This window comes from Pseudomonas sp. LB3P14 (assembly GCF_054898045.1).
Map to the genome: position 1 here is coordinate 4,295,570 of NZ_CM142714.1, position 19,465 is coordinate 4,315,034.

A 19,465-nucleotide genomic window follows, 5' to 3' on the forward strand; every position below is an offset into this window, starting at 1 on the left:
CTCCTCAGGAATGCGCTTCAGATAATTTATTGTTCGTTTCAGGGCCACTGACTGGCGGCTCTTTGAGTACCACACGTTTGATCGGACCGACGATTACCAGATAGCTGAACACTGCGACCAGTGCGTTGCATCCGACAAACACCAGCGCCCATTTGAACGAACCGGTGGAGCTGATGATGTAGCCAATCACGATGGGCGTGGTGATGGAGGCGATGTTGCCGAACATGTTGAACAGGCCGCCACTCAAACCGGCGATCTGTTTCGGCGAGGTGTCGGACACCACCGCCCAACCCAGCGCGCCCACGCCTTTACCGAAGAATGCCAGGGCCATGAAGCCGACCACCATCCATTCAATGTCCACGTAGTTGCAGGCCACAATGCTGCTGGAAACGAGCAAACCAGCAATGATCGGCGCCTTGCGGGCGAAGGTCAGGGAATGCCCCTTGCGCAGCAGGTAGTCGGAAATCACGCCGCCGAGCACACCACCAATAAAGCCGCAGATCGCCGGCAAAGAGGCAATGAAACCCGCCTTGAGGATGGTCATGCCGCGCTCTTGCACCAGGTACACCGGGAACCAGGTCAGGAAGAAGTAAGTGATGCCGTTGATGCAGTATTGGCCAAGGTACACGCCGAGCATCATGCGGTTGGTCAGCAACTGGCGGATGTAGTCCCACTTCGGGCCGTCGACCTTTTTGCCTTTGCCTTTGTCCTGGTCCATATCGACCATGCCGCCGTTATCGGCGATGTGTTTGAACTCGGCATCGTTGATCATCGGATGCTGACGCGGGCTGTGGATAACCTTCAACCAGATCAGCGAGAAGATAATGCCGATCACGCCCATGACGATGAACACGTGCTGCCAGCCGAAGCTGTAGACGATCCAGCCCATCAGTGGGGCAAACAGCACCGTGGCGAAGTATTGCGCCGAGTTGAAAATCGCAGACGCCGTACCGCGTTCAGCGGTCGGGAACCAGGCCGCAACGATGCGCGCGTTACCGGGGAAGGATGGCGCCTCGGCCAGGCCCACCAGGAAGCGCAGCATGAACAGCGCTACCACCGCTGTGGACATGCCGAACTCACCGACATAGCCCTGCAGCACGGTAAACAACGACCAGGTGAAGATGCTCAGTGCGTACACTTTTTTCGAGCCGAAACGGTCCAGCAACCAACCACCGGGAATTTGCCCGGCCACGTAGGCCCAACCGAATGCAGAGAAGATGTAGCCGAGAGTGACCGCGTCGATGCCGAGGTCTTTTTGCAGGCTGGAGCCCGCGATGGCGATAGTGGCCCGGTCAGCGTAGTTGATCGTGGTCACCAGAAACAGCATGAGCAAAATCAAATAGCGGACGTGGGTCGGCTTGGTCGCTTGCATGTAGATGTACTCCCACTGATTATTTTTATGCGCGGGTGAAACTGTTTATCCCTGTAGGAGCTGTCGAGTGAAACGAGGCTGCGATCTTTACTTTTTAAGATCTAAAGATCGCAGCCTCGTTTCACTCGACAGCTCCTACAGGGGTGCGCGGTATCCGGGGATACCGCGATGTATTAGGAGCCGATGTAGGACGTTTTTACGACCGTGTAAAACTCTTGCGCGTAGCGACCTTGCTCGCGGGAGCCATAGGATGAACCTTTACGCCCACCGAATGGAACGTGGTAATCCACGCCCGCCGTCGGCAGGTTGACCATCACCATCCCCGCCTGGGAGTGGCGTTTGAAGTGGTTGGCGTACTTCAGCGACGTGGTGGCGATGCCCGCGGACAGACCGAATTCGGTGTCGTTGGCCATGGCCAGCGCGGCCTCGTAATCCGCTACGCGAACAACGTTGGCGACCGGGCCGAAAATCTCTTCACGGCTGATGCGCATCGCAGCTTCGCTGTCGGCAAACAGGGTTGGCGCAAGGTAGTAGCCTTCGGTGTCGCAGGTCACCAGACCACCGCCGCTGACCAGACGTGCACCTTCGGACTGGCCGATGTCGATGTACTTCATGTCCTGTTCAAGCTGAGCCTGGGAAACCACCGGACCGATGTCGGTGCCGGTTTTCAGCGCGTGGCCGACCTTGATCGACTTCATGCGCTCGGCCACGGCTTCAACGAACTTGTCGTGAATCCCGGCGGTGACGATGAAGCGGCTCGAGGCGGTGCAACGCTGGCCGGTGGAGTAGAACGCGCTCTGTACCGACAGCTCGACCGCTTGCTTGAGGTCGGCGTCGTCGAGAATGATCTGCGGGTTCTTGCCGCCCATTTCCAGCTGAACCTTGGCCTGGCGCGACACGCAGCTGACGGCGATCTGACGACCAACGCCCACGGAACCGGTGAAGCTGATGCCATCGATTTTCGGGCTCTGCACCAGCGCATCGCCCACCACTCGACCGCTGCCCATTACCAGGTTGAACACGCCGGCCGGGAAGCCTGCGCGGGAGATGATTTCGGCCAGCGCCCAGGCGCAACCCGGCACCAAATCGGCCGGTTTCAGCACTACGCAGTTGCCATAGGCCAGGGCCGGGGCGATTTTCCAGGCTGGGATCGCGATCGGGAAGTTCCATGGCGTGATCAGACCGACCACACCCAGCGCTTCGCGAGTCACTTCGACGTTCACACCCGGACGTACCGACGGCAAGTAGTCGCCGGACAGGCGCAGGCATTCGCCGGCGAAGAACTTGAAAATGTTGCCGGCGCGAGTCACTTCGCCGATAGCCTCAGGCAGGGTCTTGCCCTCTTCCCGGGCCAGCAAGGTACCGAGCTCCTCGCGACGGGCGAGGATTTCAGTGCCGACTTTATCCAGTGAATCGTGGCGAGCCTGAATGCCTGAAGTCGACCACGCCGGGAACGCGGCGCGAGCGGCGTCGATGGCGGCATGGACTTGAGCCAGATCAGCCTTGGCGTACTCGCCAATGGTGTCGGTCAACTCCGACGGATTGATGTTGGTGGAGTAGTCGGTGCCGGCAACCCATTGGCCACCGATGTAGTTATCAAAACGCTTTGCATCTGCCATTGAATCTCTCCTCACGCAAAAAGCCGCTGATTGCTCAGCGGCCTTGTTTAGTCAGTGTTTATTGCGCGCCTTGCTTGTCGATCAACGCGGCGAGCATTTCGTACTCTTCACCCGTCAGATCGGTCAGCGGCGCACGCACAGGACCTGCGTCATAGCCGGCAATTTTTGCCCCGGCCTTGACGATGCTCACGGCGTAACCGGCTTTACGGTTACGGATGTCCAGGTACGGCAGGAAGAAGTCGTCGATGATCTTGCCAACGGTGGCGTGATCTTCGCGGGCAATGGCGTGGTAGAAATCCATCGCGGTTTTCGGGATGAAGTTGAATACTGCCGAGGAGTAAACCGGTACGCCAAGAGCCTTGTAAGCCGCTGCGTAGACTTCGGCGGTCGGCAAACCACCCAGGTAGCTGAAGCGATCACCGAGGCGACGACGGATCGACACCATCAACTCGATATCGCCCAGGCCATCCTTGTAGCCGATCAAGTTCGGGCAGCGCTCGGCCAGCCGTTCCAGCAGCGGCGCGGTCAGGCGGCAGACGTTGCGGTTGTAAACCACCACGCCGATTTTCACCGATTTGCACACGGCTTCAACGTGGGCGGCAACACCGTCCTGGCTGGCTTCGGTCAGGTAGTGCGGCAGCAACAACAGGCCTTTGGCGCCCAGACGCTCGGCTTCCTGTGCGTATTCGATGGCTTGACGAGTCGAACCGCCAACGCCGGCGAGAATCGGCACGCTGGTTTCGCAGGTGTCGACGGCAGTCTTGATGATTTCCGAATATTCGCTGGCCGCCAGAGAGAAGAACTCACCGGTACCGCCCGCGGCGAACAATGCCGTGGCGCCGTATGGGGCCAGCCATTCGAGACGTTTGATGTAGCCCGCGCGATGGAAGTCGCCCTGAGCATTGAAATCGGTAACCGGGAAAGACAACAGACCGGAAGAGAGGATGGACTTCAGTTCTTGTGGATTCATTATTCGAACACCCTGGTAGCGACGTATGTGTGTGAGAAAACCGTTCAGCCTGCGCCGAAGTTGTAGGTCATCGTACAACTTAAAAAATAACCGTCAACTGCATTTCATCGCCAACCTCAGAATTTGAGTCGGAAAGGTATTTTCTTGACGTAGGAAATTTCTCATCTATGATCCAAACAACTGTATGTACATACAGTTTATTTTGATCGTACCGATGACATATCAAGGAGATAGAAATGTCAGGTCTACACACATCACCGCAGGAAAAACCCAAGCAGGTCATTGCGAATCTGGATGATCTTTTTACCGAGCAGGGCATCGCCATCACTGGCAACGAGTCACTGGTGTTGCAACTGGGTGAGCACAGCGACGCGCCCAACACTTCGGCTGGCAAAACCTTGAAAGGCAAGCCACAGCTGAAGTTCGAGGGCGGCGAGCACACCGCTATCGGTGACAGCACACTGCTGCGTTTCATCAAGGACGCTCCCACTATTGCGGCTTCGCAGGTAGAGCTGCATTTGCCGAATGGGTTGGCACTGACTTACGGCCAGATCGTCGCGCTGGGCGGCGATTTTTATGGCATTCCCGATCAACCCGTCAGCGAAGGCGCCACCGCCGCGGATCGAATCCAGCGCTTTACCAACGCCTTCAATTCGCTGGCGGTGCTGCCGGCCTCCAATGCCGAAGCCAAGCTGATCCTTGGCGTGATGCAAAAGGAAATCACCGCGATCAAGCAGGCGATCAAGGACGGTAAACAACCTCACGAGGTGTATGACGCCCTCGGTGATACGTTGTCGGAAGAGTGGAACAAGATCACTGGCGGCGGCAGTGTCGTCTCGGCGCTGTTTCCATTGGGGCGCTACCTGAAGCTGGCCGCCAACAATGCCGATCACTTCGCCGAATGGGCGCTGCTGGCGTATATCGCCGGGCACACCGCGGCGGTGCAGCAAGCGGTGCTGGCCCACAACAGCGGCGATGAAAAGCAGCTGGAACTGGCCTATGCGATGAACGCTTTTGCCGATCACTACCTGACCGATCTGTTTTCCGCCGGCCACCTGCGAGTGCCGCGCAAACAATTGGCAGCGGTGGTTACGCCCAGCGATCTGGGTTCCTTGATCACTCGTTTCATGCACGACGAAGACAGCAAGTTCGGCCTCAATGTGCGCAACGGCAACGGCGATCAATGGCACGCGTATGGGGACAAACGCTACTTCGACGCCCTCTCCAGCGCCAATCGCGCCCAAGTGGATCAAGCGGTTCAAGTGTCTGCGGATGAAATATTCGCCGCGTACCTCAGCGGCATCACCCCATCGCCCAGCAGTTTCGCGGCGCTGAAAAAACTGCCTGACCTGCAAGCGGTGCTGAACCCGACGGGTAATTTCTCGCCGCTGTTCAAGGTTGAGGGCGGCAAGGTGCTGCGGCGCAAGGACGTGAACAACCTGAACGACACCGCCACGGTGGACGATTGGTGGGGCTGGAGCACTTACCTGCTACTCAAGGACTATCAACCGACCGGCGTGCTGAATTCAGCGGCCAATGCCTGATAAGGAGATCACTGATGACTATCAAACTGAAACTGGAACTGGCATCGGGCCAATCGCTCAAAGGCGCGCCTCTGGAGTTGCTGTCCAAAGGCTTGCCGATTGCTCGGGCGGTTGTGGATGAACGCGGGCATGTGGTCTTCGATGCCAAACCCGGGACTGGCAAGTTGGGCGTGAGGGTGGATCGTTCGATTCTCAGGGCTGGCTGATCGCGAGAAGGTCACCGGCCCTATCGCGAGCGCCCACAAGGAGGCTTCTGTGGCCGGGTCGGAGACTTACTTTGAAATGCTTGGTCAACATCGTTTTCAGCACGTCATGAATGCGCCACGTACATTGTGAGCCCTGCCAGGAATGGATCCTGGCAGACGTCGCAAGGAGAGCGATTAATCATGACTTTTGCCATCCCGATGCTTCCCCGATTCCCGTCTGACGAGCCCGACAAAGCAACCGTCAAGCTGTCGGACTTGAGTGATGACTTGATAGTCCGCGTGCCGGATCCGAACGATATTCCGCCGAATTGGGACGTCTATCCAATCCTCGGGGCGGATACGGAAGCGCCTGACTGGAAAGGCCTCGCAGAGCCTACTGGCGTCTGGGATGACGCCAGTGACGACATGGTAAAACTGACGGGAATTGAATTGCGAATCCCGAAAGCAGAGCTGGAAAAATACCAGAACGCAGAAGTCGAATTGCGTTACAAATTCGCGGATGAGTCGAGTCTGGAGCCGTGTTCGGAGCCCCTGAGACTCTACTTCGAAGCCTGACCCTTTTTCGCGCCTGATCGTTTATCGGTCAGGCGCTTTTTTGTGCTGAACGTCTTCGTGTCACTAGTACCGTTCGTCGAAACTGGTATTTCTTACAGTAGCCCGCTCACTGCTGCGTCAGCCTTAATAGCTCAGGAGTTAACGAACCGGCTCCGTCAGCGCGATGCCGTAACACGCGCTTCCACAACGGTTTCGATTTCATTGTTAAAAGGATTTTAATCATGACTGCACAACAGCAAGTTTTGTTACCACCTGCGCTTCCAGACGCCAGCAACGGTGTGCTTTACATGAACAAACTAAAGGACCCAGTGCAGGGTCTAGTGCATCAATACGAAAATGCAGCTGCGGAGGACAAAGTTGAACTTGTGGTAACGACCTCTACCGGTAACAACTGGTTTGGTTCAATCACACTGACGCCCGGGTTTGTATTCCCTTTCGTATTCGCTATCCCGAAAGCCACGTTTGCAAAAAACTTGGTTTCAGGCGCCACAGCCAAACTTCATTACACCATTACCAAAGCCGGTAATTCGGCTCTCTCCCCGCCTCTGACTGTCAGTCTCGAACCGTAAGCAGTATTCAGCGCTGCGCCTCAGCCTCTTCATGGGCCTGGCGCAGCCGCTCACGGCTATTGGTCAAATGCAGCCGCATCGCCGCACGCGCCGCATCCGAATCCTGCCGCGCGATCGCCTCGTAAATCTCTTCGTGCTCACGACTCAGACGACTCATGTAGTGCTGCTGGTCGTCATGAGCCAGGCGCGCCGAGTTCAGTCGTGTACGCGGAATGATGCTGGTGCCCAGGTGGGTCATGATGTCGGTGAAATAGCGGTTGCCCGTCGCCAGGGCGATTTGCAGGTGGAACTGGAAGTCAGACGCCACAGCATCGCTGGCATGGGAGACACTTTCATTCAACGCGTCCAGCGCCGCTCGCATCAACGCCAACTGCTCGGGGCTGCGGCGTTGCGCGGCGAGACCGGCGGACTCCACTTCGAGGCTGATGCGCAATTCCAGAATCGCCAGCACATCGCGCAAAGTCACCACAGTTGCCGGGTCGATACGGAAACCGCTTGGGCTTGGGGTGTCGAGCACGAAGGTGCCGATGCCATGGCGGGTTTCCACCTGCCCGGCCGCCTGCAAACGCGAAATCGCTTCGCGCACCACGGTGCGGCTGACGCCATGGGCATCCATGATCGCCGACTCGGTGGGCAACTTGTCGCCACGCTTGAGGTGGCCGTCGCGGATCTGCTCGGACAGCACCGTCACCAGTTCCTGAGCGAGGCTGCGGCGCTTGCGAGGGAGGCGTGGTGCGTCGATCGGGTTTTCCATGGTGAACGTCTTTCTCGAAAGTTGCGGCTGAAACCGCATCATAGCTCAACGCGGTTGTACGATCACCACGCCCTCTGTAGGAGCGAGGCTTGCCCGCGAAGGCCGCAACGCGGTTCCAGATCAGAACCGCGTCATCGTTCTTCGCGGGCAAGCCTCGCTCCTACAGGGTTTGTGGTGTTTATGCGGTCACGGTTTGGTCCACCAGATGCCCATTTTCAATGCGCACATGCCGTGGATGGAACCGCTTCAGGCTGCTGCGATGCCCAACGCTGACAATGCTCAATCCCGGAATCTCATCGATCAAGGTCTGATACAGCGACGCTTCGTCCTCCTCGTCCATCGCCGAGGTCGCTTCGTCCATATACAGCCATTGCGGTGCATACAGCAGCGCACGGGCAAAGGCCAGACGCTGTTGCTCGCCGGGCGAGAGCATGCGCTGCCAGTGATTCGCTTCATCAAGACGCGACACCAGATGCGGCAAACGGCAGGCTTCCAGCACATGAACGTAGCGCTCGTGCGGATACGTATCGCCCGACTGTGGATAACTCAGCACCTCACGCAGGCTGCCAATCGGCAGATAGGGTTTTTGCGGCAGGAACAGATAACGCGCCGTCGGCAGACGAATACTGCCGTGGCCAGCCGGCCAAAGGTGCCCCATCGCTCGAAACAAAGTGGATTTACCGCTGCCGGAGCGACCGCTGAGCATGACGCGTTCACCCTCCTCCACGGTCATGTCGGCGTTGGTCAGCAGGTGACGACCGTCGGCCAGATCGAGGCCAAGGTTGTGCACCTTCAACGCCGAGCCATGGTTTTGCACATCAATCGTCGGCGCACGCTCTTCGTTGTCGGTCATGGCCTGGCGGAAACTGAGCAGACGATCACAGGTGGCGCGCCATTCGGCAAGGTCCTGGTACGCCGTGATGAACCAACTGAAGTTGTCCTGGACGTTAGCGAACGCCGAGTTGATCTGCATCAGCTCACCCAACTCGATCTTGCCAGTGAAGTAACGCGGCGCGGCGACCATGAACGGGAAGATGACTGCGATCTGCTCATAACCGGAAGTAAAGAAGGTCAGGCGCTTGGACACTTTCATGATGTCCCAGTAGTTGTGCCAGACCATCCCGAAACGGCTGCTCAAGCGGCGGTTCTCATTAGGCTCGCCGTTGTACAGCGCAATGCTTTCGGCATTCTCGCGAACCCGCACCATGGAGAAACGCAGGTCGGCTTCGAAGCGTTGCTGGTTGTTGTTGAGGCCGATCAGGCGACGGCCAATCAAATGCGTCAGCCAACTGGCGACGGCGGCGTAAACCAGCGCGCACCAGAACATGTAACCGGGAATCGTGAAACCAAACACTTCGATACTGCCCGATACGCCCCACAGAATGATCGAGAACGATACGAGACTGACGATGTTGCGAATCAACCCGAGCCCCAGGCCCAACGTGTTGGTGGTGAATTTATTGAGGTCTTCGGAAATCCGCTGGTCCGGGTTATCGGTGTAACCGCCCTGCTCCAGCTGGTAGTAATTCTTGTTGCCGAGCCAGCGGGCAAAATGCTTCTCGGTGAGCCAGGCCCGCCAGCGAATCGTCAGCATCTGCGTCAGGTAGAGCCGATACACCGCGCCAAGGATCGCCACTGCCGCGATGCCGCAGAAATACAGGATCAACTGCCAAAAGGCCGCTTCGTCCTTTTTCTGCAAGGCGTTGTAGAAGTCCTTGTACCAACTGTTGATCCACACCGAAATCGCCACGCTGAACAGCGACAGCGCGATCACGGCGATCAGCAATGTCCAGGCCTTGCCCTTCTCTTCGCTGCGCCAGTAAGGGGTGGTCATCGCCCAGACTTTGCGAAAAAACTGCCCGCGCACAGCATCGTTGACCGCGGAATATTCAGCGTTCTGATTCATGGATAAGGCTCGATAAAGAAAAGAACACACACGAACCGATCATAGAGGATCGGTTCGGTTTATCGCGAGGAACGGCCCGCATTCGTTCAGCGCAGGTTCAGCGACGAACGGGACGCTTCTGCAGTTTGCGCTGCAGCGTGCGGCGGTGCATGCCCAAGGCGCGGGCAGTGGCGGAGATGTTGCCTTCGTGTTCGGTCAGCACGCGCTGGATGTGCTCCCACTGCAGTCGATCCACCGACATCGGGTTTTCCGGCACCAGCGTGTCGAGGTCGGCGTGCTCGGAAAGCAGCGCGGCCAACACGTCATCGGCGTCCGCCGGTTTGCACAGGTAATTACAGGCGCCGCGCTTGATCGCCTCGACGGCGGTGGCAATGCTCGAGTAACCGGTGAGGATCACCACGCGCATTTCCGGGTCCAGCTCAAGTAGCTTGGGCAACAGCACCAGACCGGAATCGCCGTCCATTTTCAGGTCCAGCGCAGCGTAGTCCGGCAGGTCGGCCTGAGCGATGGTCAGACCTTCTTCAGCTGAACCGGCGGTGCTGACGCGAAAGCCGCGGCGGGCCATGGCACGGGCCATCACTCGGGTAAAAGTTGCGTCGTCGTCTACCAGCAGCAAATGCGGCAGTTCTTCGCCTTCGCCTTCGACTTGGATCTCGTCACTCATGTTCCTCTCCTCGGGCGACACGGGGCAGGCGCAGCTCGGTGAGCGTACCGCCTTCCTCATGACTGTAGAGTTTCACTGAGCCGCCGGCGCGTGTCACGCTGGCCTTGCTCAAAAACAGGCCCAGGCCGAAACCTTTGCCCTTGGTGGTAAAAAACGGCTTGCCGATCTGCTCGGCGATGGCCAGCGGCACACCGGCGCCGTGGTCACGGATGCTGATGGTCAGGTCCTCGGCATTCCAGTCCAGCGTCACTTGCAGCCCTTCGGGGCAAGCGTCGGCGGCGTTGTTAAGCAAATTCAGCAGTGCCTGGGTCAGGTCCGGCGGCGGCGCCATGCGCGGAACGGTGCCTTGACCCAAGCGCTGGAAGCGATAACTGGCTTCCGGGCGCATCAGGTGCCAGCGGTTCAGCGCTTCGTCGAGCCAATCGGTGACGTCCTGCATTTCAACCGCCAAGCGACGATTGGCCTCGGCAGCCCGCACCAGTTGCTGCAAGGTTTCTTTGCAGAGCTTGACCTGATCCTGCAGCACGCTGAGGTCGTCCTGCAACATCGGGTCGTGATGGTCCTGACGCATTTCCTTGAGCAGCACGCTCATGGTCGCCAGCGGTGTGCCCAGTTCATGAGCAGCGCCGGCGGCCTGGGTGGCGACGGCCAGCAGTTGCTGATCGCGCAAACCTTCTTCACGACGGATGGCACGCAGCTCTTCCTGACGGCGCAGCTCTTCGGCCATGCGTGCGGCGAAGAAGGTGATGACCGCCGCCGCCAGGGCGAAACTCAGCCACATCCCGTAAACCTGGAGGTTTTCCCGAGCGATCGGGAATGTCTGCAGCGGATAAAAGCGCGCCAGCAGCAGGGTGTACATCGTCAACGCGATACCGGACAGAATCACCGAATAACGCCACGGCAAGGTCACGGCGGCGATGGTCAGCGGCACCAGGTAATAAGAGACGAAGGGGTTGGTCGAGCCGCCGGAAAAATACAGCAAGGCACTGTGGATAAACAGGTCGCAGGCCAGTTGCACGGCGTATTCGAGCTCGGTAACCGGCCATGAGGTGCGCAGGCGAATGGCCGTGAACGCGCACAGCAACATCGAGCAACCGAGGGTCGCGGCCAGTTGGAACCAAGGCAGTGGCAGCAAGTCGAGCCAGTAGGCCAGGCCCACGGAACCGGCCTGAGCGGCCAACACCAACGTGCGGATGAACGTCAGCCGCCAAAGATTCTGGCGAGTCGCGGAAGTGATTTGAACGGGGGCGAGCATGAGCTCTCCTGATGAGCGCTCCAGGCGGATCGCACGGAGTATAACCAAGCCGCGTGCCCGAGAGGCGAAAGTGCGGCAAACGACCACATGGCAGAAAGATCTGCAGCAGCTATAAGGCCCGATCTGATAGACGAAAGAAAACCGGCGATCCACGCGTGATGGCCGGTTTGTCGGATCAGTCAGCTTTGCTCATTCAGGATTTAGTTGCTGCGATTTTTGGACAAGTTGTGCTGATGATTTGGTTTACGTGTTATGCGAGGCACCTGATTGCTCAATGATTGTATGCATCGGCTGAAAAGATGCCTTGAATGTAGATCCACGCCTCATCTTCCGTACCGAAATGGAGCCCTTGTTGCGTGCCATTAATCAGAACGTCCACCCACTGTTCTCCTGCAGGCCCGCTGACAATGACGGCCTGATAGCCGCGTGCTTTTGCATCTGATTTTTCTTGAGGGGTCATGGTTATTTCCTTATTGAGAGAGCATGCCATTGAAGCCAATCACCTGGCCGAAAGGGCCAATCGACGGGCTTGCACGATGCTCGACCAACCTCATCAGTATTTCTACTGTCAGAACTAACAGGTGTCCCCGCTCTCCCCCAATTTCAGCGTTGTACAGCGAGTTCGTGAACCTGTTTAGCCGATGAACGGCTTGCCATGCAGCATCTGTATAGAAGTTGTAACTGTGCGAACCGGATCATAAAAGCTAGAGTCTGATGGTTTCACGCAGGCTCGGACCTTAACCCCTGCGCATCGTCCAAGGAGTTTTCATGCACACTTTCCGCCGCAGCGCCGCCCTTCTTGCCCTTAGCGTCGGCACCGTCGCCAGCCTCCCGGCCCTGGCTGCCGACGAACTTCATTACAACCAGATCGCCCTGCGCGCCGAAGTCAGTCAGGAAGTCGCCCGCGACCTGATGATCGTGACCCTCTACACCGAAGAACAAAACACCGACCCGGCCAAACTCGCCGCCGACGTCAGCACCACCATGAACAAAGCGCTGGCCCAGGCCAAACAGGTCAAGGAAGTCACCCTGCGCCAGGGCAGCCGCAATAGCTACCCGATCTACGACACCAAGGGCCAGAAAATCACCGGCTGGCGCGAACGCGCCGAACTGCGCCTGGAAAGCTCCGACTTCGCCGCATTGTCGAAACTGACCGGCGAACTGCTCACCGACCTGAAAATGGGCGGCATGGACTTCGCCATCGCCACACCAACCCGCAAGGCCAGCGAAGATGCGCTGCTTAAAGAAGCCGTGTCTGCCTTCAAGGCCCGCGCTCAACTGGCGACCGATGCCTTGGGTGGCAAGGGTTACAAAATCGTTAACCTGAACTTGAACAGCAACGGTTATCCACAGCCATACATGCGTGGGCCGATGATGATGAAAGCGGCGAGCATGGACAGTGCGCCGGTGACGCCGGAAGTTGAGGCTGGTACTAGCCAGGTCAGCATGACGGCCGATGGGGCGATTGAAGTGTTGATGCCTTGATTCGATAACCCGTACACAGAAACGGCGATCACGGAAGTGATCGCCGTTTTTTTATTGCCAGACCAAAATCCACGCAGTTCCTACAGTTAGCCCTGCGGATCGACGTTGTCCAACGCGCGGTTCACCGCCAACTCCACCAACATGATGATCTGCTGAATCGCCAACACCGTATTGCGCTGCGGGCCGATCAGCTTAGTGGCGAAATCACTGGCCATGACACTCGCGGAAGCCAATGACTCGCAAGCTTGAGCCAGGAGACTTTCGGTATCCATGTTCGGGGCGATCATGAATATGGTGCTGGGAGTGGTGGTGTTAACGGGCGGATCGGGGATTAACTTATCCATGGAAAAACTCCTACTTAAAAATGGGAGCCATCCATTGTCGTTTCCACGCGACAAATAGGTGGCGGCTGCACGCAGGGTGGAAATACCGGTTAGTAGGACCCGGCCAGACCGAAGTCTGCCCACGCACAGCCGCCATGACGCAGTTTGCAGACGAAAGAAGACGTCGGCAACGCTTACGATGGTCCAGCTATGCGGCTACTAAGAGTTCCAGGTTTCCACGCCCGGTCGCTGAAATTGCAACGACGACCAAAGGTTAGAAGGACTGCTTCCTACCCGGCAACCTGAAAAACGCGTGGGAAAGCGCTGTGTTTCTTACACATCGTTAAACACAAAAATGGAATGCCGAGCGTCCCAGGCGGCTTGCCTACGCGAAATGGACTGCACCCAAAAAACTCGGATGTCCCCTACACCCAAAACCGAATCCGCCGGCATCTCTACTTGAGTTCTCTTGCCAAAGTCGCCCGTTTCCAAGGAACGGGACACGAGCGTGAAGAAACTCATACCCAAAGACCTGCTCGCCGGTCAGCACGACCATGTACTCGACAGCTATCAAGCCACCGACGACCTGCGCCAGGTCCTTAGCTACCCCAATGAGCTGCAGGGTTTCGACGACTTGCTGATTGCAATCGGGGCCAACCGCTCCAACTACATGCAATCAGCTAACCAACAGAAACTCTTCAGCGCCGTGAGCAATGGCGATTGGGTTCTGGGCGAACGGGTGAAACCGGGGCAAATGGTGATCTTCAGCGATACGCGGCATTACATGTGCCGCCGTGAAGAGGCGAGATTGATGATCGCGGCTGAGAAGGTCAATGAGGCGCTCAAGGATCTGAGTGATGAGGAAGCTTCTTTCATGGTTGAACACCATGAGGTGATAGAGCCGTTTCTCGAAGTGTCGGCAGGGTCCTTGGGCGTTGCCTCATTCATGGTTGGCCAGCATTTGGAGAGCTTGAAAGCCACCCTGAAAAATCTGGAAGAACTACATCAACAGCACTACCGTCAACACGGCCATTTGCGCTCACCGGATTTTTTTGCCCAACGTAAACGCATGATGGCCAAGTTAAACGCAAGCCTTGGGTCTTTGGTCCGAAAAGGCATTGGTCTCCCGGACCATCCCAAGCTCAAACGCGCTTTGAGATTGTCGTCTCGCCGTACGATTCATCATTGGAACAAAGCGGGATCTGCGACACAGCTACCGGGATATGCAACGAACATTGAAGCTGTCGCTCGGGCAGCGAAATATATGAAGGCCGGAGGCTACCTGGGCATCGGTTTGGCAACCGGCGCGGCAGGAATGAGGATCGACGAGGTGTGCCGCACAGGCACCGAGAAGGCCTGCCGAAAAGTAAAGTTTACTGAAGGCGGAAAACTATTGGGAACCGTAGGAGGCGGAGTTGCGGCGGGTATCGTATCGACACAACTCATGAAATACGGTCTTTGTGCAGCAGTTGGAGTTGAAACATTTGGAGTCGGCGGTGTTGTCTGCGCACTCATAGTGGCTGGATCCACCGCAAGTCTGGTGGGCAATGGCGCGGGTCATGAGGCCGAATTGCTTGGCGAAGCACTTTATGAGTTCACAACTCAATGAACAGACCAGAGCTGGTTCTTAATTTTGTATCCGGCAGCTTTTTAATCATCATTTTGCTCAATCTGAGCATTCTGCTTTACGTCGCCTTTTTCAAACTTGAAGAAATTGAGCAGAGATTTACGCGCTCCCGACTAGTGAGCATCAATCGAAGGTTTTTGGGTAATGATCCAATCGGACGCCTCTACAGGCTGTCCCAGATAAGCGGATTGATCACTCGACCGAGGCGCTGTCACCACGAAGACCCGCCAGCAAACGATGACGTCATCGGACTGCCCAGACATCTCAGAAATTGGGTTCAAATTCCTATTAACAGTTTGAATTGGCTAATGGCGGGCTGGATAACTCTTTGGTTCGTCCGGTATTTCATTACATCATCGACGCAATAACTTGTTGATGCCTTGATTCGATAACCCGGATATAGAAACGGCGGTCACTGAAGTGATCGCCGTTTTTTATTGCCTGCGAAAACCTGAAAAATCCAGTGGGAAAGATCTGCGTTTCTTACACATCGTTCAATACAAAAAATGGAACGCAGAGCGTCCCTGGCTGCATTCCCACGCGGAGCGTGGGAACGATCAATTGGGTGCAGCAGAAAGAGATTGGTCGGCTGTCAGGCCGCCATCGCGAGCAAGCTCCCCCAATGGATCAGGTACGCCTTTCGCTTCTCACCACTCAACAGGCCGAGCGTTAGCTCGCCTGCAGCTCTTGATCTTGATCCACCCGCCCCTTCACGCCCTGAGCCTCTCCGTCAACCCGTAGCTACCTCCTCCGTTGCCTCTATCAATGTTGATCCCCGCTGCCTTAAAGCCTTTTGGTTCCTTTTTGGCGTTTGAAAAAGGGACTCGCCGTAAGGGCTAAACCGCCAGCCGCCGTTACCGCAGGAATGGATATGTACACCTGAAAGAGATTGGTCGGCTATCAGGCCGCCAAGTCCGACAAACAGCCTGAATATACCGAGATAGAAGGGTTCCCCTCACAAACGGGTATTTCCGCAACTCACTGCAACACCGCTACTCTCAGAAAAACACCGCCGCCCAAACCCTCGGGGACTCCATGGAAAGAACCACCGTCAAACCACTCCTGCTCGCTCTCGCCCTCGCAACAACCGCACCACTGGCTCAAGCCGCTACAACCCTGGTCTACTGCTCCGAAGCCAGCCCCGCCGGCTTCGACCCCAGCCAATACACCAGCGGCACCGACTTCGACGCCTCCGCCGAAACCGTCTTCAACCGCCTCACCCAATTCAAACGCGGCGGCACCGAAGTCGAACCCGGTCTGGCAACAAAATGGGAAGTGTCCACGGACGGTCTCACCTACACCTTCTACCTGCGCGACGGCGTGAAATTCCACACCACCGATTACTTCACCCCTACCCGCGACTTCAACGCCGACGACGTACTGTTCACCTTCCAGCGCCTGCTCGACCCGGAAAATGCGTTCCGCAAAGCCTACCCCGCCGAGTCGCCCTACTTCACCGACATGGACCTGAACAAAACGATCAAGAGCGTCGACAAAATCGACGACCACACCGTGCGTTTCAGCCTGAACAACATCGACGCCGCCTTCATCCAAAACCTGGCCATGAGCTTCGCCTCGGTGCAATCCGCAGAGTACGGCGCGCAGCTGTTAAAAGAAGGCAAAGCCGCAGATATCAACCAGAAACCCGTCGGCACCGGCCCGTTCGTGTTCAAGCGCTATCAAAAGGACTCGCAGATCCGCTACGCCGCCAACAAGGCCTACTGGAAACCCGAAGACGTAAAACTCGACAACCTGATCTTCTCGATCACCCCGGACGCCGCCGTCCGCTTGCAGAAACTCAAGGCCGGCGAATGCCAGGTCAGCGGCTACCCGCGCCCGGCAGACATCGAAGTCATGGAGAAAGACCCGAATCTCACCGTGCTCAAGCAACCCGGTTTCAACCTCGGTTTCCTGGCCTACAACGTGACCCATCCGCCGCTGGACCAGCTCAAGGTCCGCCAGGCCCTGGACATGGCCATCGACAAACCCGCGATCATCAAAGCCGTCTACCAAAGTGCCGGCCAACTGGCGCAGAACGCCCTGCCTCCCGCCCAATGGTCTTATGACCCGAGCATCAAGGACGCACCCCACGACCCGACGAAAGCGAAGGCGCTACTGAAAGAAGCAGGGGTTGCACCCGGTACCACTATTAATTTGTGGGCGATGACCGTGCAGCGCGCATCGAACCCCAACGCACGAATGTCGGCACAGATGATCCAGCAGGATTGGGAGAAAGTCGGGATCAAGGCCAACATCGTCAGCTATGAATGGGGCGAGTACATCAAGCGCGCCAAGAATGGCGAACACGACGCGATGATTTACGGCTGGACCGGCGACAACGGTGACCCGGACAACTGGCTCGGTGTGCTTTACAGCTGCGCCGCGGTGAAAGGTAGCAACTACGCCAAGTGGTGCGACCCGGCGTACGACAAATTGATTCAGCAGGCCAAAGTGTCTACGGACAAACAGCAACGGATCAATTTGTATCAACAGGCACAACAAATCCTTAAGCAACAAGTACCTATCACACCGATTGCGAACTCGACGGTGTTCCAGCCGCTGCGCAAGGAAGTCACCGACTTCAAGATCAGCCCGTTCGGCCTCACACCCTTCTATGGTGTGGGTATAAATAAGTAACACCTCGCTCCAACCGGGTGCGCCAGGCGCCCCGGCCGCCCTCTGTCGGTGCGCGATTTGCACCGGAAAAAACCTGCGCAAACGGTCAAATGTGCCTGAATTTATACATATGCGACATTAAGGTACGTTCGTGCCACTGTTTAAGACTTGTGGCAGCTCTGGATCTTGCAATGGGTATGGCCCCTGCATAAGTATCCGCAGGCACGACTCACGAGGTCGTCCTCTAATTCCAAAAATGACAACAAATCATGAGGCCACCATGCTTAAACACGCGGTCATTCCGTTTTTAGTCGGCGCAAGTTTGTTAGCTAGCGCACCTTTCGCCCAAGCGGCGACTAACCTGGTGTTTTGCTCCGAAGGGAGCCCGGCCGGTTTTGATCCTGGTCAGTACACCACCGGAACCGACTTCGACGCCTCTGCAGAAACCATGTTCAACCGTTTGACTCAGTTCGAACGTGGCGGCACCGCTGTCATTCCTGGTCTGGCGACCAAGTGGGACATTTCCCCAGACGGCCTGACGTACACCTTCCATCTGCGCGAAGGCGTCAAATTCCACACCACCCCGTACTTCAAGCCGACTCGTGAGTTCAACGCCGACGACGTGCTGTTCACCTTTAATCGCATGATTAACAAGGATGATCCGTTCCGTAAGGCGTACCCGACCGAATTCCCGTACTTCACCGACATGGGGATGGACACCAACATCACCAAGATCGATAAAGTCGACGACCACACCGTCAAGTTCACCCTCAAAGAAGTTGATGCCGCGTTCATCCAGAACATGGCCATGAGTTTCGCCTCGGTCCAGTCCGCCGAGTACGCTGCCCAGTTGCTCAAGGAAGGCAAAGCCGCCGACATCAACCAGAAGCCGGTTGGTACTGGCCCTTTTGTGTTCAAGAGCTACCAGAAAGACTCCAACATCCGCTACACCGGGAACAAGGACTACTGGAAGCCTGACGACGTCAAGATCGACAACCTGATCTTCGCCATCACCACTGACCCGTCGGTGCGTATTCAGAAGCTGAAGAAGAACGAGTGCCAGATCACTCTGTTCCCACGTCCCGCCGACCTGAAGGCGCTACAAGAAGACAAGACGTTGAAGGTGCCTAACCAGGCCGGTTTCAACCTGGGTTACATCGCCTACAACGTGATGGACAAGATCAAGGGCAGCGATCAGCCGAACCCGATGGCCCAACTGAAAGTGCGTCAGGCACTGGACATGGCCGTCAACAAGCAGCAGATCATCGACTCGGTTTACCAGGGTGCAGGTCAACTGGCCGTCAACGCCATGCCGCCGACCCAGTGGTCTTACGACACCACCATCAAGGATGCGCCGTACAACCCTGAGAAAGCCAAAGAGCTGCTCAAGGAAGCCGGCGTCAAGGAAGGCACCGAGATCAACCTGTGGGCGATGCCAGTGCAGCGTCCTTACAACCCGAACGCCAAGCTGATGGCTGAAATGCTGCAGTCCGACTGGGCCAAGGTCGGTATCAAAGCCAAGATCGTGACCTATGAGTGGGGCGAGTACATCAAGCGCTCCAAAGGCGGCGAAAACGGCGCGATGCTGATTGGCTGGAGCGGCGACAACGGTGACCCGGACAACTGGCTGAACGTGCTGTTCGGCTGCGACTCTCTGCAGGGCAACAACTTCTCCAAGTGGTGCGACAAGAAGTTTGACGGCATCGTTAAAGAAGCCAAGCGCACGACCGACCAGGCCAAGCGCACCGAACTGTACAAGCAGGCGCAACACGTCCTCAAAGACGCTGTTCCAATGACACCTATCGCTCACTCGACGGTGTTCCAACCCATGCGCGACAACGTGCAGGACTTCAAGATCAGCCCGTTTGGCTTGAACTCCTTCTACGGCGTCAGCGTCAGCAAATAAGGTTTTGCAACGGCGACGTTTTTGACGTCGCCGTTGCTTTATCTGCCGAGAATGTAGGAATCCGCTGACATCCAATTCCACTGCGTACTACAGC

At 57.0% G+C, this 19,465-nt stretch carries 17 protein-coding genes; 8 read left to right on the forward strand and 9 right to left on the reverse strand.

All coding sequences use genetic code 11. From position 1 onward, the window contains the following. Nucleotides 1–4: 4 nt before the first annotated feature. The 3 genes from ACYZT5_RS19875 to kdgD all read right to left on the reverse strand — a co-directional run bounded on the left by ACYZT5_RS19875 (nucleotide 5) and on the right by kdgD (nucleotide 3,961). Nucleotides 5–1,372: an MFS transporter gene (locus ACYZT5_RS19875; RefSeq protein ID WP_462047053.1), complete on the reverse strand. Its 1,368-nt coding sequence runs from the start codon at nucleotides 1,370–1,372 to the stop codon at nucleotides 5–7. A gap of 173 nt (nucleotides 1,373–1,545) precedes the next feature. Further along, complete coding sequence (locus tag ACYZT5_RS19880; protein ID WP_462047054.1) at nucleotides 1,546–2,991, reverse strand: aldehyde dehydrogenase family protein; 1,446 nt, start codon at nucleotides 2,989–2,991, stop codon at nucleotides 1,546–1,548. Nucleotides 2,992–3,049: 58 nt separating this feature from the next. Next, nucleotides 3,050–3,961, reverse strand: a complete 912-nt coding sequence (kdgD, locus tag ACYZT5_RS19885; RefSeq protein WP_109627960.1) for a 5-dehydro-4-deoxyglucarate dehydratase — start codon at nucleotides 3,959–3,961, stop codon at nucleotides 3,050–3,052. 236 nt (nucleotides 3,962–4,197) lie between these two features. Here kdgD and ACYZT5_RS19890 point away from each other — a divergent pair, with 236 nt between their 5' ends. From ACYZT5_RS19890 to ACYZT5_RS19905, 4 genes are all read left to right on the forward strand, one after another. Beyond that, nucleotides 4,198–5,505 carry a phospholipase gene (locus ACYZT5_RS19890; RefSeq protein WP_462047055.1) on the forward strand — a complete coding sequence of 436 codons (1,308 nt, stop codon included), beginning with the start codon at nucleotides 4,198–4,200 and terminating at the stop codon, nucleotides 5,503–5,505. A gap of 14 nt (nucleotides 5,506–5,519) precedes the next feature. Continuing rightward, complete coding sequence (locus ACYZT5_RS19895; protein ID WP_462047056.1) at nucleotides 5,520–5,711, forward strand: hypothetical protein; 192 nt, start codon at nucleotides 5,520–5,522, stop codon at nucleotides 5,709–5,711. Nucleotides 5,712–5,891: 180 nt separating this feature from the next. Next, nucleotides 5,892–6,266: a hypothetical protein gene (locus tag ACYZT5_RS19900; RefSeq protein WP_462047057.1), complete on the forward strand. Its 375-nt coding sequence runs from the start codon at nucleotides 5,892–5,894 to the stop codon at nucleotides 6,264–6,266. 221 nt (nucleotides 6,267–6,487) lie between these two features. Continuing rightward, a complete protein-coding gene (locus ACYZT5_RS19905) occupies nucleotides 6,488–6,835 on the forward strand; it encodes a hypothetical protein (RefSeq protein ID WP_462047058.1) in 348 nt (115 codons plus the stop codon). Between the two features lie 7 nt (nucleotides 6,836–6,842). Here ACYZT5_RS19905 and ACYZT5_RS19910 read toward each other — a convergent pair whose 3' ends face one another. The 5 genes from ACYZT5_RS19910 to ACYZT5_RS19930 form a co-directional block, all read right to left on the reverse strand. Next, nucleotides 6,843–7,589, reverse strand: a complete 747-nt coding sequence (locus tag ACYZT5_RS19910) for a FadR/GntR family transcriptional regulator (RefSeq protein WP_462047059.1) — start codon at nucleotides 7,587–7,589, stop codon at nucleotides 6,843–6,845. Between the two features lie 178 nt (nucleotides 7,590–7,767). Beyond that, a complete protein-coding gene (locus ACYZT5_RS19915) occupies nucleotides 7,768–9,495 on the reverse strand; it encodes an ABC transporter ATP-binding protein/permease (protein WP_462047060.1) in 1,728 nt (575 codons plus the stop codon). Nucleotides 9,496–9,592: 97 nt separating this feature from the next. After that, nucleotides 9,593–10,159 carry a response regulator transcription factor gene (locus ACYZT5_RS19920; RefSeq protein WP_008148925.1) on the reverse strand — a complete coding sequence of 189 codons (567 nt, stop codon included), beginning with the start codon at nucleotides 10,157–10,159 and terminating at the stop codon, nucleotides 9,593–9,595. Next, nucleotides 10,152–11,414 carry an ATP-binding protein gene (locus tag ACYZT5_RS19925; protein ID WP_462047061.1) on the reverse strand — a complete coding sequence of 421 codons (1,263 nt, stop codon included), beginning with the start codon at nucleotides 11,412–11,414 and terminating at the stop codon, nucleotides 10,152–10,154. The genes ACYZT5_RS19920 and ACYZT5_RS19925 overlap by 8 nt, the downstream gene beginning before the upstream one ends. 271 nt (nucleotides 11,415–11,685) lie before the next feature. After that, entirely contained in the window at nucleotides 11,686–11,874 is a 189-nt protein-coding gene (locus tag ACYZT5_RS19930; protein WP_462047062.1) for a hypothetical protein, read from the reverse strand. 308 nt (nucleotides 11,875–12,182) lie between these two features. Between ACYZT5_RS19930 and ACYZT5_RS19935 the strand changes: the two genes are divergently transcribed. Continuing rightward, the gene (locus tag ACYZT5_RS19935; RefSeq protein ID WP_462047063.1) at nucleotides 12,183–12,899 is read left to right on the forward strand and encodes an SIMPL domain-containing protein; all 717 of its coding nucleotides are present in this window, start codon (nucleotides 12,183–12,185) and stop codon (nucleotides 12,897–12,899) included. An 86-nt stretch (nucleotides 12,900–12,985) separates the two neighbouring features. On the opposite strand, the gene ACYZT5_RS19940 is transcribed toward ACYZT5_RS19935, so the two are convergent. Beyond that, nucleotides 12,986–13,243 (reverse strand): DUF6124 family protein, encoded by a 258-nt coding sequence (locus tag ACYZT5_RS19940; RefSeq protein WP_462047064.1) that lies wholly within the window; start codon nucleotides 13,241–13,243, stop codon nucleotides 12,986–12,988. Between the two features lie 487 nt (nucleotides 13,244–13,730). Here ACYZT5_RS19940 and ACYZT5_RS19945 point away from each other — a divergent pair, with 487 nt between their 5' ends. The 3 genes from ACYZT5_RS19945 to ACYZT5_RS19955 all read left to right on the forward strand — a co-directional run bounded on the left by ACYZT5_RS19945 (nucleotide 13,731) and on the right by ACYZT5_RS19955 (nucleotide 19,371). Next, entirely contained in the window at nucleotides 13,731–14,831 is a 1,101-nt protein-coding gene (locus ACYZT5_RS19945) for a hypothetical protein (RefSeq protein ID WP_462047065.1), read from the forward strand. Nucleotides 14,832–15,884: 1,053 nt separating this feature from the next. Beyond that, nucleotides 15,885–17,486: an ABC transporter substrate-binding protein gene (locus ACYZT5_RS19950; protein WP_462047066.1), complete on the forward strand. Its 1,602-nt coding sequence runs from the start codon at nucleotides 15,885–15,887 to the stop codon at nucleotides 17,484–17,486. Nucleotides 17,487–17,745: 259 nt separating this feature from the next. Next, on the forward strand, nucleotides 17,746–19,371 hold the full coding sequence (locus ACYZT5_RS19955; protein ID WP_462047067.1) for an ABC transporter substrate-binding protein: 1,626 nt from the start codon (nucleotides 17,746–17,748) through the stop codon (nucleotides 19,369–19,371). Nucleotides 19,372–19,465: the final 94 nt, after the last annotated feature.

Coding starts and splice junctions, on each gene's coding strand:
- ACYZT5_RS19875 (WP_462047053.1), bottom strand. CDS start 1,372: ATGCAAGCGACCAAGCCGACCCACGTCCGCTATTTGATTTTGCTCATG.
- ACYZT5_RS19880 (WP_462047054.1), bottom strand. CDS start 2,991: ATGGCAGATGCAAAGCGTTTTGATAACTACATCGGTGGCCAATGGGTT.
- kdgD (WP_109627960.1), bottom strand. CDS start 3,961: ATGAATCCACAAGAACTGAAGTCCATCCTCTCTTCCGGTCTGTTGTCT.
- ACYZT5_RS19890 (WP_462047055.1), top strand. CDS start 4,198: ATGTCAGGTCTACACACATCACCGCAGGAAAAACCCAAGCAGGTCATT.
- ACYZT5_RS19895 (WP_462047056.1), top strand. CDS start 5,520: ATGACTATCAAACTGAAACTGGAACTGGCATCGGGCCAATCGCTCAAA.
- ACYZT5_RS19900 (WP_462047057.1), top strand. CDS start 5,892: ATGACTTTTGCCATCCCGATGCTTCCCCGATTCCCGTCTGACGAGCCC.
- ACYZT5_RS19905 (WP_462047058.1), top strand. CDS start 6,488: ATGACTGCACAACAGCAAGTTTTGTTACCACCTGCGCTTCCAGACGCC.
- ACYZT5_RS19910 (WP_462047059.1), bottom strand. CDS start 7,589: ATGGAAAACCCGATCGACGCACCACGCCTCCCTCGCAAGCGCCGCAGC.
- ACYZT5_RS19915 (WP_462047060.1), bottom strand. CDS start 9,495: ATGAATCAGAACGCTGAATATTCCGCGGTCAACGATGCTGTGCGCGGG.
- ACYZT5_RS19920 (WP_008148925.1), bottom strand. CDS start 10,159: ATGAGTGACGAGATCCAAGTCGAAGGCGAAGGCGAAGAACTGCCGCAT.
- ACYZT5_RS19925 (WP_462047061.1), bottom strand. CDS start 11,414: ATGCTCGCCCCCGTTCAAATCACTTCCGCGACTCGCCAGAATCTTTGG.
- ACYZT5_RS19930 (WP_462047062.1), bottom strand. CDS start 11,874: ATGACCCCTCAAGAAAAATCAGATGCAAAAGCACGCGGCTATCAGGCC.
- ACYZT5_RS19935 (WP_462047063.1), top strand. CDS start 12,183: ATGCACACTTTCCGCCGCAGCGCCGCCCTTCTTGCCCTTAGCGTCGGC.
- ACYZT5_RS19940 (WP_462047064.1), bottom strand. CDS start 13,243: ATGGATAAGTTAATCCCCGATCCGCCCGTTAACACCACCACTCCCAGC.
- ACYZT5_RS19950 (WP_462047066.1), top strand. CDS start 15,885: ATGGAAAGAACCACCGTCAAACCACTCCTGCTCGCTCTCGCCCTCGCA.
- ACYZT5_RS19955 (WP_462047067.1), top strand. CDS start 17,746: ATGCTTAAACACGCGGTCATTCCGTTTTTAGTCGGCGCAAGTTTGTTA.